The 15,198-nt window shown below is 65.5% G+C and carries 14 protein-coding genes and 1 tRNA gene; 8 read left to right on the top strand and 7 right to left on the bottom strand.

From position 1 onward, the window contains the following. Positions 1-31: 31 nt before the first annotated feature. From putP to GFD32_RS04890, 6 genes are all read right to left on the bottom strand, one after another. Entirely contained in the window at positions 32-1,510 is a 1,479-nt protein-coding gene (gene putP, locus GFD32_RS04915; RefSeq protein WP_276208790.1) for a sodium/proline symporter PutP, read from the bottom strand. Between the two features lie 58 nt (positions 1,511-1,568). After that, the gene (gene putA, locus GFD32_RS04910; RefSeq protein WP_163575447.1) at positions 1,569-4,760 is read right to left on the bottom strand and encodes a bifunctional proline dehydrogenase/L-glutamate gamma-semialdehyde dehydrogenase PutA; all 3,192 of its coding nucleotides are present in this window, start codon (positions 4,758-4,760) and stop codon (positions 1,569-1,571) included. Between the two features lie 187 nt (positions 4,761-4,947). Continuing rightward, entirely contained in the window at positions 4,948-5,751 is an 804-nt protein-coding gene (locus tag GFD32_RS04905) for an AraC family transcriptional regulator (RefSeq protein WP_163575446.1), read from the bottom strand. A 54-nt stretch (positions 5,752-5,805) separates the two neighbouring features. Continuing rightward, positions 5,806-6,192 carry a hypothetical protein gene (locus tag GFD32_RS04900; protein WP_163575445.1) on the bottom strand — a complete coding sequence of 129 codons (387 nt, stop codon included), beginning with the start codon at positions 6,190-6,192 and terminating at the stop codon, positions 5,806-5,808. 80 nt (positions 6,193-6,272) lie between these two features. Further along, positions 6,273-6,346: transfer RNA gene (locus GFD32_RS04895), tRNA-Gly, on the bottom strand. 358 nt (positions 6,347-6,704) lie between these two features. Beyond that, positions 6,705-7,112 (bottom strand): CBS domain-containing protein, encoded by a 408-nt coding sequence (locus GFD32_RS04890; protein WP_163575444.1) that lies wholly within the window; start codon positions 7,110-7,112, stop codon positions 6,705-6,707. Between the two features lie 199 nt (positions 7,113-7,311). Between GFD32_RS04890 and GFD32_RS04885 the strand changes: the two genes are divergently transcribed. From GFD32_RS04885 to GFD32_RS04850, 8 genes are all read left to right on the top strand, one after another. Next, the gene (locus GFD32_RS04885) at positions 7,312-7,812 is read left to right on the top strand and encodes a YqaE/Pmp3 family membrane protein (RefSeq protein ID WP_163575443.1); all 501 of its coding nucleotides are present in this window, start codon (positions 7,312-7,314) and stop codon (positions 7,810-7,812) included. A 70-nt stretch (positions 7,813-7,882) separates the two neighbouring features. Further along, on the top strand, positions 7,883-8,752 hold the full coding sequence (locus GFD32_RS04880; protein WP_163575442.1) for a carboxylate/amino acid/amine transporter: 870 nt from the start codon (positions 7,883-7,885) through the stop codon (positions 8,750-8,752). 75 nt (positions 8,753-8,827) lie between these two features. Further along, the gene (locus tag GFD32_RS04875) at positions 8,828-9,724 is read left to right on the top strand and encodes an NAD(+) kinase (protein WP_205599049.1); all 897 of its coding nucleotides are present in this window, start codon (positions 8,828-8,830) and stop codon (positions 9,722-9,724) included. 3 nt (positions 9,725-9,727) lie between these two features. Continuing rightward, positions 9,728-10,732 (top strand): metallophosphoesterase, encoded by a 1,005-nt coding sequence (locus tag GFD32_RS04870; RefSeq protein ID WP_163575440.1) that lies wholly within the window; start codon positions 9,728-9,730, stop codon positions 10,730-10,732. Between the two features lie 174 nt (positions 10,733-10,906). Beyond that, positions 10,907-11,755: a rhomboid family intramembrane serine protease gene (locus tag GFD32_RS04865; RefSeq protein ID WP_163575439.1), complete on the top strand. Its 849-nt coding sequence runs from the start codon at positions 10,907-10,909 to the stop codon at positions 11,753-11,755. A 25-nt stretch (positions 11,756-11,780) separates the two neighbouring features. Then, positions 11,781-12,065, top strand: a complete 285-nt coding sequence (locus GFD32_RS04860; RefSeq protein WP_163575438.1) for a YeaC family protein — start codon at positions 11,781-11,783, stop codon at positions 12,063-12,065. 49 nt (positions 12,066-12,114) lie between these two features. Next, a complete protein-coding gene (locus tag GFD32_RS04855; RefSeq protein WP_163575503.1) occupies positions 12,115-12,915 on the top strand; it encodes a DUF2797 domain-containing protein in 801 nt (266 codons plus the stop codon). Positions 12,916-12,955: 40 nt separating this feature from the next. Next, positions 12,956-13,954, top strand: a complete 999-nt coding sequence (locus tag GFD32_RS04850; RefSeq protein WP_240455549.1) for a zinc-dependent alcohol dehydrogenase family protein — start codon at positions 12,956-12,958, stop codon at positions 13,952-13,954. Positions 13,955-13,960: 6 nt separating this feature from the next. On the opposite strand, the gene GFD32_RS04845 is transcribed toward GFD32_RS04850, so the two are convergent. Further along, positions 13,961-15,043, bottom strand: coding sequence for a PA0069 family radical SAM protein (locus GFD32_RS04845; RefSeq protein WP_163575437.1), 1,083 nt, complete (start codon positions 15,041-15,043; stop codon positions 13,961-13,963). Positions 15,044-15,198: the final 155 nt, after the last annotated feature.

Here is a 15,198-nt window from a genome sequence, read left to right as displayed (position 1 = left end):
TGCCTGAGGCCTGGGGCCGTCAGACGATCGCTCAGGTCTCGTCGAAGGTATCGAAGTCGGCGGTGACCTGGAGGTTGGGCTCTTCCGTGGCCAGGCTCGCCACCACGATGGCGATGTAGGCGAAGATCACCCCGGGCACGATCTCGTAGAGATCGAAGATGCCGCCGGAGGCCTCGGCCCACAAAACCACGGTGACGCCGCCCACCACGATGCCGGCCAGCGCGCCCCAGCGGTTCATGCGCCGCCAGTAGAGCGACATGATCAGCGCCGGGCCGAAGGCCGCACCGAAGCCGGCCCAGGCGTAGGCGACCAGGTCGAGCACCGTGGCGTCGGGATTGAGCGCCAGCAGGTAGGCGATGACGGCGATGCCGATGACGGCGAAGCGACCCACCCAGACGAGCTCGGTCTGGCTGGCGTCCTTGCGGAAGATCGCCTTGTAGAAGTCGTCGGTCAGTGCCGAGGAGGAAACCAGCAACTGGGAGTCGGCGGTGGACATGATGGCGGCCAGGATCGCGGCCAGCAGAATGCCGGCGATCACCGGGTGGAAGATCAGGTTGACCATCACCATGAACACCGTCTCGCCGTCGGCCAGGTCGCGCTGGACGAAGCCTACGCCGAGCAGACCCACGGCTACGGAGCAGATCAGTGCAATGGCCGTCCAGCTCACCGCGATACGGCGCGCCGCGGGGATGTCGCGGTCGCTGCGGATGGCGGCGAAGCGTGCCAGGATGTGCGGCTGACCGAAGTAGCCCAGGCCCCAGGCCAGGGAGCTGACGATGCCGATGACCGACAGCGCCTCGCCGGTGGAGGCGTCGCGGAACCAGGCCAGCATGTGCTCGCTCTCGGCGGCGAGTGCCGCGCCGGCACCGCTGGTGCCGCCCAGGTCGCTGAAGGCGATGATGGGCACGATCACCAGCGCTGCCACCATCATCAGGCCCTGGATCAGGTCGGTCCAGGAGACCGCCAGAAAGCCGCCGAAGAAGGTGTAGGAGATCACCGCGATGGTGCCGATGGTCACCGCCAGGGTGTAATCGTAGCCGAACACCGTCTCGAAGAGTCGGCCGCCGGCCACCAGACCGGAACTGGTATAGAAGAGGAAGAACAGCAGGATGAAGACCGCCGAGATCACCCGCAGCAGGTGGGTCTTGTCCTGAAAGCGGTTGGCGAAGTATTCCGGCAGCGTCAGAGCATCGCTCACCTTGAAGCTGTAGAGCCGCAGTCGGCGCGCTACGACCAGCCAGTTGAGCCAGGTGCCGATGAGCAGCCCCACGGCGATCCAGCTCGCCGAGATGCCGCTGACATAGGCTGCACCGGGCAGGCCCAGCAGTAGCCAGCCGGACATGTCCGACGCCCCGGCGGAGATCGCCGAGGTCCAGGGGCCGAGGGTACGGCCGCCGAGGATGTAGTCGGAGAGGTTGGTGGTTCGCATGTAGGCGACCAGGCCGATGCCGAGCATCAGCAGCAGGTACACCACGAACGTGAAGCCAATGGCCATGTTGTTCTCAACCATGATGGGGTTCCTTCAGTCGGTGTTGTTGTGTCGACAGTCGTTGGGATCGATCAGGTGATCACTCGTCTTCCAGCGCCAGCAGGGACGCATTGCCGCCCAGGGCAGCGGTGTTATTGGTCACCGTCTTCTCGGTGGCGAAGCGCAGCAGGTAGTGCGGTCCGCCGGCCTTGGGCCCGGTGCCGGAAAGCCCTTGGCCGCCAAAGGGTTGAACGCCGACGACGGCGCCGATGATATTGCGGTTGATATACACGTTGCCAGCACGAATCTTCTGCGCAATGGCCTCGGCAAAGGATTCGTTACGGCTGTGTACACCGAAGGTCAGGCCATACCCGCGCCCATTGATCGATGCGATCACGTCGTCGAGTTCGCTGGCCTTGTAGCGCACGATGTGCAGAACTGGACCGAATTGCTCGCGCTCCAGCGCCGCGATGCCGTCGATGGTGAAGGCCACCGGCGGCACGAAGGTGCCCTCGCCGGTGTGGGCCGCCTCGAGCGGAGTTTCGGCGACCAGGCGCCCCTCGTCCTTGAGGCGCTGGATGTGGGCCATCAGGGCCTGGCGGGCCTCGTCGTCGATCACCGGTCCCACGTCGGTGCCCAGATCCCGGGGGTCGCCCACGTGCAGCTCAGCCATGGCGCCTTTGAGAATCTCGATCACGCGATCGGCCACGTCATCCTGCAGGTAGAGCACGCGCAGCGCCGAGCAGCGCTGGCCGGCGCTCTGGAAGGCCGACTGGATCACGTCCACCACGACCTGTTCGGGGAGCGCCGTGGAGTCGACGATCATGGCGTTCATGCCGCCGGTCTCGGCGATCAGCGTGGGCAGCGCTGCATTCTCTCGGGCGGCCAGGGCGCGGTTGATCACCTGGGCGGTATCCGTGCCGCCGGTGAAGGCCACGCCGGTGATGCGTGCATCGCCGGTGAGCACGCTACCCACGGTGGGGCCGTCGCCGGGCAGCAGCTGCACCACGTCGCGGGGCATGCCGGCCTGGTAGAGGAGCTCCACCACGCGATGGGCGATCAGCGAGGTCTGCTCGGCGGGTTTGGCCAGCACGGTGTTGCCGGACACGGCAGCGGCGACCATCTGGCCGCAGAAGATCGCCACCGGGAAGTTCCATGGACTAATGGCGGCGAATACCCCGCGGCCGGCAAGCATGAGCTCGTTGGATTCGCCGGTGGGGCCGGGCAGCGGCATGGGGGCGCCGAACAGCGCCTCGGCGCGCATGGCGTAGTAGCGACAGAAGTCCACCGCCTCGCGGATCTCGTCGACGCCGTCGGTCAGTAGCTTGCCGCCCTCGCGGGAGCAGAGCGCCATCAACTCGGCGAGGTTTTCCTCGAGAAGGTCAGCGAAGCGGCGCAGGATGTCGGCGCGCTCGACGACCGGTGTGGCGTCCCAGCGTGGGAAGGCCTCCCAGGCGGCATCCAGCGCCTGGTTGGCCTGCTCGCGGGTGGTCCACTGCACGTGGCCGACGATCTGACGACGATCGAAGGGGCATTTCACGTCGTGGGTATTGGCCGGGTCGTCGGAGACATCGACGGCGAGCAGTGGACCGGCTCGGTAGGTCTTGTCCATGACCTTGGCCATGGCATCCATTAGCGGCCGATAGTGGCTGCGAATGTTCAGATTGACGCCGCGGGAGTTACGGCGTTTCTCGCCGTAGATGTCCGCCGGTAGCGGAATCTTGGGGTTGGCCAGTCGGTCGTGCTGGTGCAGCGTCTCTACGGGGTGCACGCACAGCGACTCCACCGGCACCTTGGGGTCGACCAACTGATGCACGAAAGAGGAATTGGCGCCGTTCTCCAGCAGGCGGCGGACCAGGTAGGGCAGCAGATCCTTGTGCGCACCCACCGGAGCGTAGATGCGGCAGTAGGTGCCCGCGGGGGCGCGCTGCAGCGCCGCGTCGTAGAGCGCCTCGCCCATGCCGTGCAGGCGCTGGAACTCGAAGTGGCGCTTCACTTCGTTGGCCTGCTCGAGGATGGTGCAGACGGTATGCGCGTTGTGGGTGGCGAACTGCGGGAAGATGCGCCCACGGGTCGCTTCCGAGAGCAGGAAGCGAGCGCAGACCAGGTAGGCGACGTCGGTACCCGCCTTGCGAGTGAAGACGGGGTAGCCCTCGACGCCGAGCTGTTGGGACTCCTTGATTTCGGTATCCCAGTAGGCGCCCTTGACCAGGCGCAGGGGAATCTCGTCGCCCTGGCGCTCGGCCAGGCGGTTGAGGTAGTGCAGCACCGGCAGGGCGCGCTTCGAGTAGGCCTGCACCACCAGGCCGAAGTGGCCCCAACCGTGGCAGGTTTCACTCTCGTAGACGGCGCGGAACACTTCCAGCGAGAGCTCCAGGCGGTCGACTTCCTCGGCGTCGATGGTCAGCGCCACATTGCGCTCGCGGGCCAGAGCGGCGAGCTCGCGCACGCTGCCCACCAACTCGCTCAGCACCTGATCGCGGCGACCGAACTCGTAGCGCGGATGCAGTGCCGAGAGTTTGATGGAGACCGAGGGGTCGGGCGTGGCGTCGCCCAGCGCCTGGCTCGTCTGGCCCACCCGCTCGATGGCGTGGGCGTAGTCCTTGAAGTAGCGCTGGGCGTCGTCGCGGGTGCGTGCGGCCTCGCCGAGCATGTCGTAGGAATAGGTATAGCCCTTGTCGAACAGCGGCTTGGAGCGCTTCAACGCCTCGTCGATGTCGCGGCCGAGCACGAACTGGCGCCCCATGATCTTCATCGCCTCGACCATGGCATGGCGAATCACCGGCTCGCCCATGCGGTTGACCAGCTTGTTGATGAAGCCGCTGGGCCGCCCGTCGCGGGGCTTGTCCAGGGTGACCACGCGACCGGTCATCAGCAGTCCCCAGGTGGAGGCGTTGACCAGCCAGGACTCGCTCTTGCCGACATGGGCTTTCCAGTCGGCCGGCCCCAGCTTGTCCTCGATGAGGGCGTCGGCAGTGGCCTTGTCGGGGATACGCAGCATGGCCTCGGCCAGGCACATCAGCATCAGGCCTTCGTGGGTGTCGAGGCTGTACTGCTGGAGCAGCTCGTCGATGGTATCGACGGCCGTGTCCATCTCGCGCACGTCGCGCACCAGGGCGGCGGTCTTGTCGGCGATGCGTCGGAAGTCGTCGGCATCGGCGGCGAGCACGTCGATGAGTTCGCCGACGAAGGCTTCCTCATCGACGGCGTAGTGATCGCTGATACGATCGAACAGGGTATCGAGATCCTGCTGCCAGGTATCGACAGCAAGCATGTTGTTGGCGTTGAGCATGAAAGATCCCCCGGGTTTCACCCGTCTGAAACGGCATACCCACGGCAACACGCGAGCGGCATCGCTCGAGGCCGGTGGATGACTTTGACTCTAGAGTGGGACACCGCGAACTGCTTGCGAATTTCCCGGAATTGTTTGTCGATTTCGCGGTTGCCGGCTGCCAGGGGGTTGAAAATTCGACTTAAGTCTAACGACTGGCGACGGTCAAACAGGGTGCGCTGGCTTGGCCCGGAGCTTGGCGCAGCTGGCTGGGGGGATGGCCGTAGGTGCGCCGAAAGGCGTGGGAGAGTGCGCTCTGATGGGCGAAGCCGGTACAGGCGGCGACTTCCGAAAGCGGCATCCGGCTGCTCTCGAGCAACTGGCGAGCCGCCTCCAGCCGGCGACGACGCACGTACTGCCAAGGAGTGACCCCCGTCTGCTCGCGAAAGCAACTGCGAAAATGCGCCTCGCTGAGGCAGGCTTCCGTGGCCAGGTCGCCGACGGTCAGCGGTGCGGCCAAGTGATGGTCGATGAAGCGGTCGAGCCGTTGCAGGTCGAGACGCCGCTGGGCGGGCGCGGGCTCGCCGCCCAGGCGGGCATGCAGGCAGCCGAGCAGGGTGGCTGCGAGCCGGTCGCTCTGCGCTGGATCGTCGAGCCCTTCGGGGGTCTGATCGAGTTCCATCAGCAGGAATTCCAGGTAGCGCTTCAGCGGGGCGTCGAGGTCGAAGAAGCGAGGTGCGTCGAACAGGCGCGAGAGTTCGCGATGATGGCCGGTGAGCGAGGGCGTATCGCTGGGCAGGTCGAGGATCAGCTGGCGATTGTCGCCTTGGCCAACGTAGTAGTGGACATGGTTGGCCGGCACGATACAGCCGGAGAAGGCTGCAATGGCGCCGCCCAGCCCTTCGATCTCGAACTCGGCCTGACCGCGCAGGCCGATGACGATCTGATGGAAGTCATGGTCATGGTGGCGAGTGCGCGGTTCGAGGGGGATCTGGCGAATGGCGCTGGGCATTGGGCGCTCCAACAGAGATCGGGATGTTGGGCGGGCAGTATAGCCGATGAGCGCTCAGCGCTCATGCCGTGTGGAATCGTCCGTTCCGCGCTGCAGACGCAGGCGTGCCGCCAGATGGTCGCGTAGCGCGGCGAGCTCCTCGTGTCCGGTGGCATCCAGCAGCGACCTGCCGCGGGCCAGGCGGCCATAGCGGCCGTGTTCGTCCATCAGTCGGTAGGCTCGACGGCGTACCCCTTCCAGATACTCGTCGTGGCGAATGGGATGGCCGATGACGGCATGCCATTCGTTCTCGTTGACGCGATTTTCCAGGGCTTGATCGAAGAGTTCGAGCAGGTGCTCGGGTTCGGTGCGGTAGCGCGGCGTACGCGACATGAGCAGCAAGGCCAACACGCTGCCGATGACCAGCAGGCAGACCGCCAGGACGAGTAGAAAGAGTGCCATGCCGAAGCTCTCCTCAAGAGGCGCTATGCATCGGAGCCGGGACGATGGTATTGGGGTGACGGTCGAGTCAGCAGCGGTAATGGAGCGGGTGAAGGGAATCGAACCCTCGTCTTAAGCTTGGGAAGCTTCTGCTCTACCATTGAGCTACACCCGCGAGGCGGACAGGGGATCATAAAGGAGGCTTTGCGGGGAAGGCAAGCCTTGCGGCGGGGGCTGCATTGCCGCTGCCTTGCTAGCGAGGCTGTTCCGTCGGCAGAGCGGCGAGCTCTGAAAAAGATCTTCACCGCGATGAGAACTTTTTGGCTGAAGGCTGTCATAAAGGTACGGACAGCAGCGCGATGGCAGTCGTTAACACTGTTGTTCTGTCTAGCAGTTTCGATCTTGCCGCCCATGCATTGGCATGTGGCGGCTTCTTTTATGCGCTGGTCGTGATGGATGCCTTTTGCCCGAGGAGTGCAACGCGTTGCGCCCGGCGATTGCCGGGCGCTTGACGTGCCTGGGGCGAGCGGCGATCAGGAATGGCGCATGCGTAGCAGGGCGCTCAGGACGTCGCGCCGGGTGACGATACCCACCAAACGATTCTGTTCGGTAACGGGGTAGACCTTGGGCTTGGGGCCCAACATTTCCTGAGCCAGGTCGGTGATGCTTTTGGTCGGAGAGACCGACAGCACTTCATGGCGCATCAGTTCCTTGACCAACGGCGGCTCGTCATTCAGGTAGGCGCTCTCCAGTACCTTGCCGAGCACGTCCTGCTCGGATATGAAACCGGTCAGGTGGTCATGACTGTCGACCACCGGAACCCCCGGCAGGCGATGCAGCGCCAGGCCTTCGGCCAGGGTGGTGACCGAGGTGTTGCCGGTAACCCGGTAGCAGTCGCGGGACATGATGTCGCGCACGGTGGTGGGGGCCTTGCTGGGCATGGCGGATCTCCTTGTCCAGTGACGATGAGCATGTCACGCCTTCAGCATAGCCGAGTCGCACCCAGGTTCTCTCGGCGCTGCCAACACTTTCGCCAACGCTGGGCGCGGAACCCGAGCCAGCTTTCGCGACTCTCAGCGAGAGGAGCCACGGGTGTCCTATCCTTTCTCGATGCCCGCTGAGCGACCGCTGGAGGTGCCAATGGACGCACGGGAATACATGGCCAAGAAAGGCATCGATCAAGGGCGTGATGAACAGCGCCCCAACACCCTGGAGGAAAAGGCCTGGGCGAGGGCTCGTGAATCCGGCGATCATCGACCCCAGGCCGGAACGCCATTCGACTGGGAGGAGTGGGAGCGCTATCACGCGGAACTGGCCGACGATGCCGAGCGCATCGAGCAGAAGATCGACCATGAGCATCGCCAGGCCGTCGAGGACGCGACAGGCGTATCTGCGCATGACAGTGCTGCCGTACAGTACTTCGAGCCGTCGACCGCCACGACCACGGCCGCTTCTGCCCCCGCCGTGCCGGATGAGCCCGCCCCTCGCGCGGCACTGCTGGCCCTGGCGGTGCTCCTGCCACCACTGGCGGTGGGGCTGGGCGGTTTCGGTGGGCGGCGCGTGGTGCGCAATCTCCTGCTGACGTCGCTGGGTTGGGTTCCTGGTGTCGTGCACGCCTGGCGGATGGTGAAAGGTCGGTGATGCGGCGCCTTGAAACGGCTTTTCGTCCGGGGGTATCCTTCGTCAACCTTTGAAACTGTTGGAGTTGACTGTGGGCTACCTCATTGGCGTCACTGTCCTGTGGGCGTTTTCCTTCTCGTTGATCGGCGTCTACCTGGCGGGACAGGTGGATAGCTACTTCGCCGTTTTTCTACGGGTGGCTCTGGCGGCCGCGGTATTCCTGCCGTTTCTGCGTCCCGCGTTGCTGCGTGGCCGCCAGCGCCTGGTCCTGATGGCACTGGGTGCGGTTCAGCTCGGCGTGATGTACATCTTCTTCTACCAGTCTTTCCTGCTGCTATCGGTGCCGGAGGTGCTGCTGTTCACCATCTTCACGCCGATCTACATCGCGCTGCTGGATGATGCCCTGTTCGGGCGCTTTACGCCTTTCTACCTGTTGACCGCGGCCCTGGCGGTGCTGGGTGCGGCGGTGATTCGCTACCAGGGGCTGGATGGTGGCTTCTGGGCCGGCTTCCTGGTGGTGCAGGGCGCCAACCTCTGTTTCGCTCTGGGGCAAGTCGGCTATCGCCGTTTTTCGGCGACGCTGCCGGAGAGCCTGCCTCGCCACAGCGTGTTTGCCTGGTTCTATCTGGGCGCCATGGTCGTGGCACTGCCCGCTTTCGCATTGCTGGGCAACGCTTCGGCACTGCCCACTACCGGCGTGCAGTGGGGCGTACTGCTGTGGCTGGGGCTGGTCGCTTCGGGGCTCGGTTACTTCCTGTGGAACCTCGGTGCGACTCGCGTGGATGCTGGGGCATTGGCCATCATGAACAATGCGCTGATTCCCGCCGGGCTGCTGGTCAACCTGGTGATCTGGAATCGCGATGCCGATCTGCCGCGCCTGGCGCTGGGCGGTGCCATCATCGTCGGTTCGCTGGTTCTCAATGAGTGGTGGTTGAAAAAACGGCAAACCGCCATGGCCTGAGGGCGTTTGGAGTCGAGTTTGCCCGCCTCGCGGCCAGTCGCCATAATGAGCGGCCGAGAGCGGATGAGCCAGGGCATGACGACTTTCACCAGCAAGGCTTTCAAGAACATCGGACTGATCGGCCGCCTGGGCAGCACCGAGGTGGTGGAGACCCTGAAGCGCCTGATGCGTTTCCTCGACGAGGGGGGGTACCACGTCATCGTCGAGGATCGCACCGCGACGGTGTTGCTCGATCACGGCCACCCGGAGGCGAGCCGCCGCACGCTGGGCGAGCTGTGCGACCTGGTGATCGTGGTGGGGGGCGACGGCAGTCTGCTGGGGGCCGCCCGCACGCTGTGCCACAGCGGTACCCTGGTGTTGGGCGTCAACCGCGGTCGGCTGGGCTTTCTCACCGATATCTCTCCCGGCGAACTCGAGGAGCGGGTCGGCGAGGTGCTGGCGGGGCGCTACGAGGTGGAAGAGCGCTTCCTGCTCGACGCCGAGCTCTACCGAGACGGAATCCTGGTGGGTAATGGCGATGCGCTCAACGAGGTGGTGTTGCACCCCGGCAAGGCGGTGCGCATGATCGAGTTCGAGCTGTTCATCGATGGCCAGTTCGTCTACAGCCAGCGCAGCGACGGCCTGATCATGGCCACGCCCACCGGTTCCACCGCCTACTCGCTGTCCGGCGGCGGTTCGATCATGCATCCCAAGCTCGATGTGATCGAATTGGTGCCGATGTTTCCGCATACTCTTTCCTCGCGCCCCATCGTCATCGATGCCGCCAGCGAGATTCGCGTGCACATCGGCGAGACCAACCAGACCTACCCGCACATCAGCTGCGATGGCCAGACTCGCGCGGTAGCCAAGCCCGATGACGTGCTGGTGGTGCGTCGCAAACCGCAGCGGGTGCAGTTGGTGCATCCGCACGGTCATAACTTCTACGAGGTCCTGCGCAGCAAGCTGGGCTGGAGCAACCGCCTGGGGGACTGAGCAGTGACGCGACACGCGAGTCTCGAAGGCTTCGATCTGATCGGCGACGTGCACGGTTGCGGTGCCACGCTGGCGAGCCTGCTGGAAAAGCTCGGTTATCATCAGCGCGGCGGCGTCTATCGTCATCCGCGGCGTCGGGCCATCTTCCTCGGCGACCTGATCGACCGGGGCCCACGCATCCGCCTGGCGGTGAACATCGTGCGACGCATGGTGGAGGAGGGCGAGGCCGAGATCGTCATGGGCAATCACGAGTACAATGCCCTGGCCTACTGTCAGCGTGCGCCGTCACGGCTGGGTCGCGAGTGGCTGCGCGAGCATACGCCGCGCCACAATCGCATCATCAAGGAGACCCTGGAGCAGTATCGGGACCATCCCGCCGAGTGGGACGACGCCCTTGCCTGGTTCCGGGAGATTCCACTGGTGCTGGAGCTGCCGGGGCTGCGCGTGGTGCATGCCTGCTGGGATCAGCCGCTGATCGATGCGCTGCGCCGTGAGCATCCCGATGGTCGCATCGACCAGACCTTCCTCGAAGCCTCGGTCGAGCACGGCACCCTCGCCTCGCAGGTGATGGACCGCCTGACTCGCGGTACTCATATTCCCCTACCCGAGGGCGTGACGATCCATTCCGGTGATGGTTTCACGCGTCGGAGCTTTCGTGCCCACTTCTGGGCCCGGGAACCACGCACTTGGGGCGACGTGGTCTTCCAGCCGGACAACCTGCCGGGCGATCTGGAGTCGCGTTTACTGACCGACCGCGAGCGGGGCTATCTCAGTCATTACGGGCCGGAGGAGCCGCCGCTGTTCATCGGCCACTACTGGTGCGAAGGCATTCCCGCTCTGCCGGCTCCCAACGTGGCCTGCCTGGACTACAGCGCCGTGAAGTTCGGCCGCCTCGTGGCTTATCGCTGGAGCGGCGAGTCGCGCCTGAACGCCGATCATTTCGTGTGGGTTCGGGTGCCGCAGGAGGAAGCGGCACGGCCGCGGCCCTGGGAGATCGACTTTGATTGATTTACAAAAAGCTACGTTTTTTTCTCGCCGCGATCGTGAACTTTCCGCGACCTCGCTTATCAGAGTAGGTGTTCCCTTGAATGATCCCTTGCTCTTGTCCGGCGGCCCCCCTTCCGCCGGATTTTTTCTGTGCGCGTACGGTGGCGGGATCGCGATGCCGACTCAGGAGAGCTCATGTATCGGGTGATGCTGTTTCCCCACGACATCGACACCAGCGAGTTGCGACGAGCGCTGTGGGCGCATCGCATCGGTCACCGCTTCACCGAGGAAGAGGATGGGCAGGTGCTGTGGTTGGCCGATCCCGACCAGCAAGCGGCCCTCCAGCAGTTGCTCGTGCGTTGGCAGCGCGGTGAGGCGCTCGAGCCCGAGCGTCGAAAGCCCACCGGCGGGGGCACTTCGCTGGCGGCGCCCTTTCGTCAGGCACCGGTGACCGCTTCGACCCTGGCGCTGTGTCTACTGGTCTTCGCCGCCATGGGGCTGTTCGGCGATCTCGTCGTGGCCTTGCTGACCATCGTGCCGGTGGGAGTGGCCAACGGTAGCCTTGCCGTGGGCAGCCTGGGAGAGGCCTTGAGCAGTGGTCAGATATGGCGGCCGTTGTCTCCGGCCTTTCTGCACTTCGGCTGGATGCACCTGATCTTCAACATGCTCTGGCTGTGGTATTTCGGCCGCCAGGTAGAAGCGCTGCACGGTTCCCTTCGCATGCTGGGCGTGCTGCTGATTGCCGGCATCGGCGCCAACCTGGCGCAGTACGCCACCGGCACGGTGCTTTTCGGCGGCATGTCCGGCGTCGACTTCGCGCTGCTCGGCTATGTCTGGCTGATGTCGCGCCGAGTGCCGGCGAGCGGCTTCTTCGTGCCGCAGATGCTGGTGGTCTTCATGCTCGGCTGGATGGTCTTCACCATGACCGATGCCGCCTCGGTGGTGGGGTTCGGCAACGTCGCCAACGAAGCCCATCTGGGCGGTCTGGTCGTGGGGCTGGCCATGGGCTGGTACTATTCCCAGAAGGCGCGCCGCCGCCAATGACTTCCCCTTCCGCGAGAACGATGCCATGAGCGAGATGACCTTCGAGCGCATGATCCAGCAGATGACCCCGACCATCTACGAGAGTCTCAAGCAGGCAGTGGCCCTGCGCAAATGGCCCGACGGCCATCGTCTCACCGCCGAGCAGACCGAGCTCTGCCTGGAGGCGGTGATGCGCTATGAGGCCGAGAATCGGGTGCCCGAGGAGCAGCGTGTCGGCTACTTGTCCCAGCGCACCTGCGGCAGCGCCTCCAGCGGCGCCGACGTGCCGCCCGAACTGGCCGGCCTGGCACGGGACGCCACCCGTGGATGAGGCATCCACCATTGCCGTTGGCCATGTCATCCGGGGGTGTCTGACCAAGATGGCTGTGGAGCCCGGGCGCGGCAACGCGCCGGCCCGCTATACGTTGCGTGCCGGTACGCAGCGGCTCGACCTCAATGCCTGTCTGGGACGTCCGCTGCGCCTGTCTTGGAGCGGTGCCATCGCCTGCACGCATTGCGGTCGAGCGACCCGCAAGAGCTTCGGTCAGGGCTACTGTTACCCCTGCTTCAAGCGTCTCGCCCAGTGCGATACCTGCATCGTCAAGCCGGAGCTGTGCCACTATTTCGAGGGCACCTGCCGCGAGCCGGAGTGGGGCGAGCGCCACTGCTTCCAGCCCCACGTCGTCTACCTGGCCAACGCATCGGGTCTCAAGGTGGGCATCACCCGGGCCACCCAGGTGCCGACCCGCTGGCTCGACCAGGGTGCCGTCCAGGCCCTGCCGGTGCTGGCGGTGGAGAGTCGCCAGCAGGCCGGCTTCGTCGAGGTGCTATTCAAGGAGGAGGTGGCCGATCGAACCAACTGGCGCGCCATGCTCAAAGGAGACGTCGCGGTGCTGGATCTTGCCGCCGAGCGCGACCGTCTGCTTGCGCGTCTCGACAGCGGGCTGGCCAACCTGCGCGAGCGCTTCGGTCACGAGGCCATCCGTACTCTCGATGAGCGTGCGGTGAGCCTTGACTATCCGGTGCTGGAGTATCCGCGCAAGATCGTCTCTCACAACTTCGACAAGCATCCGGAGGTAACCGGCACGCTGCAAGGCGTGAAAGGTCAGTATCTGATCCTCGACAGCGGCGTGATCAACCTGCGCAAGTTCACCGGCTACGAGGTCGAGGTCGCCGCTTGAGCTATCCTGGCATCAGGCAAGACCAGACAGGAGCTCGCCCATGAATGCCACGATGCGTGCCATGCGCCTGCATGGCCCCGGCCAGCCCCTGGCGCTCGACGACATTCCCGTTCCGCACCCGGGTGCCGGCGAGGTCCAACTGCGGGTGCTGGCTTGCGGCGTCTGCCGCACCGATCTGCACGTGGTCGATGGCGAGCTCGACGAGCCGCGCCTGCCGCTGATTCCCGGCCACGAGGTGGTGGGGGAGGTGACGGCGCTGGGCGAAGGCGTCGCCGGTCTGGAGGTGGGCCAGCGCATCGGCGTGCCCTGGCTCGGCTGGACCTGCGGCGAGTGCGAGCCGTGTCGCGCCGGCCGCGAGAATCTCTGCGAGCGTGCCGAGTTCACCGGCTACACCCGCGACGGCGGCTATGCCGAGTACGCCGTGGCCGACGCCCGCTACTGCTTTCCCATCCACGACGACGATGCCCAGGCCGCAGCACCGCTGCTCTGCGCAGGGCTGATCGGCTATCGCACCTGGCGGCTCGCCGGCGGCGAGGCGAACCGCTGCCTGGGCATCTACGGCTTCGGTGCCGCGGCGCACATCCTTGCCCAACTCGCTGTGGCCCGCGGCCAGCATGTCTACGCTTTCACCCGCCCGGGGGACGACGCGGCTCAAGCGTTCGCCCGGCGGCTGGGTGCCGTGTGGGTCGGCGGCAGCGACGAGACGCCACCCCAGCCGCTGGATGCCGCGCTGCTGTTCGCGCCGGTGGGGGCATTGGTGCCTACGGCGCTCGGTCACGTCAAACCCGGCGGCACGGTGGTCTCGGGGGGCATCCACATGTCCGACATTCCCGCTTTCCCCTATCGCCTGCTGTGGGAGGAGCGCAGCGTCCGGTCGGTGGCCAACCTCACCCGCCGCGACGGCGAGGAGTTCCTGGCGCTCGCCCCCGAGGTGCCGATCCGCACCGAGACCCGCGCCTACCCCTTGGAAGCCGCCAACCAGGCGCTGGACGACCTGCGCCAAGGGCGGTTGTCGGGCGCTGCCGTGCTCATTCCCTGATCGGGCTCAAGCGAACAGATCGCCCTGGGCGCGGGGCGGGCGAAACGCCGTGGTATCCAGTGACTGCGCCGCCCAGGCGTCTGGCGTGTTGAACCCCAGCTGTCGGCACGCACGGGCGAAGCGCTGCTCGAGCAGGTCGACGAAGATGCCTTCGCCGCGCATACGGTTGCCGAAGCGGCTGTCGTAGACCTCGCCGTTGCGGCATTGGCGCATCAGGCTCATGACCTTGGCGGCACGCTCGGGGTAGTGGGCCTCGAGCCACTCCTCGAACAGCGGCGCCACTTCTCTCGGCAAACGTAGCAGCATCCAGCCGGCGGTGCCGGCGCCCGCTTCGCGGGCAGCGGCGAGCAGGCGTTCCAGTTCGTGGTCGGTCAGCCCGGGAATCACCGGGGCGATCAGTGTGCCCACCGGTACGCCTGCTGCCGTCAGCTGCTCGATGGTGCGCAGCCGGGCTGCCGGCGAGGCGGCGCGTGGCTCCAGTGCGCGTTTGAGATCGCGATCCAGGCTGGTCAGGCTGATCATCACCCGTACCAGGCGGTGGCGGGCCATTTCGCCGAGCAGGTCGCGGTCGCGCAAGATGAGCGCGCTTTTACTGACCAGGGTCACCGGGTGGCGACATTCGAGCAGCAGGGAGAGCACCTCGCGGGTGGTTCGGCGCTCGGCCTCCAGCGGCTGGTAGGCGTCGGTGTTGCCGGCCAGGTTGATGGAGCGGCACACGTAGCCGGGCTTGGCCAGCTCTTCGCGCAGGCGCTCGACGAGCCCGGTACGGGCGATCAAGCGCGACTCGAAGTCGAGACCGGGGGAGAGATCCCAGTAGGCGTGGCTGGGCCTGGCGTAGCAGTAGATGCAGCCGTGCTCGCAGCCGCGATAGGGGTTGAGCGAACGGTCGAAGGGGAGGTCGGGCGAGCGGTTCCAGGACAGGGCGCTGCGAGCGCGTTCCTCGCGGACCTCGGTGGCCAGTCGCTCGGGGACGTCTTCTTGCCACCAGCCGTCGTCCTCCGCCTCCACCCGCGTGGGAGCGAAGCGATTGTCAGGGTCGAAAGTGGCGCCGCGCCCCTTGTGGGGAGCCGCGGCGGTGGAGCGAGGCATGCGGCAATCTCCGTTACTGTGTTTATGTGGCTATGTTGGTATCTGCTGTTGGCGTGCTTCAAAAATACTGTATAAACTACTGTATATGCAGTTTGCCTCTGGAGCACACCATGAAGCAAGCAGACCTCATAGCCCTTGAGCAGACCCTGGCTTCT

This window comes from Halomonas faecis (assembly GCF_010993975.1).
GTDB lineage: Bacteria > Pseudomonadota > Gammaproteobacteria > Pseudomonadales > Halomonadaceae > Halomonas > Halomonas faecis.
Note: the sequence above shows the minus strand (reverse complement) of the source record. Positions and strands in the feature narration are given on the sequence as shown.

Bases quoted from the DNA above. Each gene is read 5' to 3' on its own strand.
- putP (WP_276208790.1), bottom strand. From the start codon at position 1,510: ATGGTTGAGAACAACATGGCCATTGGCTTCACGTTCGTGGTGTACCTG.
- putA (WP_163575447.1), bottom strand. From the start codon at position 4,760: ATGCTCAACGCCAACAACATGCTTGCTGTCGATACCTGGCAGCAGGAT.
- GFD32_RS04905 (WP_163575446.1), bottom strand. From the start codon at position 5,751: ATGCCCAGCGCCATTCGCCAGATCCCCCTCGAACCGCGCACTCGCCAC.
- GFD32_RS04900 (WP_163575445.1), bottom strand. From the start codon at position 6,192: ATGGCACTCTTTCTACTCGTCCTGGCGGTCTGCCTGCTGGTCATCGGC.
- GFD32_RS04890 (WP_163575444.1), bottom strand. From the start codon at position 7,112: ATGCCCAGCAAGGCCCCCACCACCGTGCGCGACATCATGTCCCGCGAC.
- GFD32_RS04885 (WP_163575443.1), top strand. From the start codon at position 7,312: ATGGACGCACGGGAATACATGGCCAAGAAAGGCATCGATCAAGGGCGT.
- GFD32_RS04875 (WP_205599049.1), top strand. From the start codon at position 8,828: ATGACGACTTTCACCAGCAAGGCTTTCAAGAACATCGGACTGATCGGC.
- GFD32_RS04865 (WP_163575439.1), top strand. From the start codon at position 10,907: ATGTATCGGGTGATGCTGTTTCCCCACGACATCGACACCAGCGAGTTG.
- GFD32_RS04860 (WP_163575438.1), top strand. From the start codon at position 11,781: ATGAGCGAGATGACCTTCGAGCGCATGATCCAGCAGATGACCCCGACC.
- GFD32_RS04855 (WP_163575503.1), top strand. From the start codon at position 12,115: ATGGCTGTGGAGCCCGGGCGCGGCAACGCGCCGGCCCGCTATACGTTG.
- GFD32_RS04850 (WP_240455549.1), top strand. From the start codon at position 12,956: ATGAATGCCACGATGCGTGCCATGCGCCTGCATGGCCCCGGCCAGCCC.
- GFD32_RS04845 (WP_163575437.1), bottom strand. From the start codon at position 15,043: ATGCCTCGCTCCACCGCCGCGGCTCCCCACAAGGGGCGCGGCGCCACT.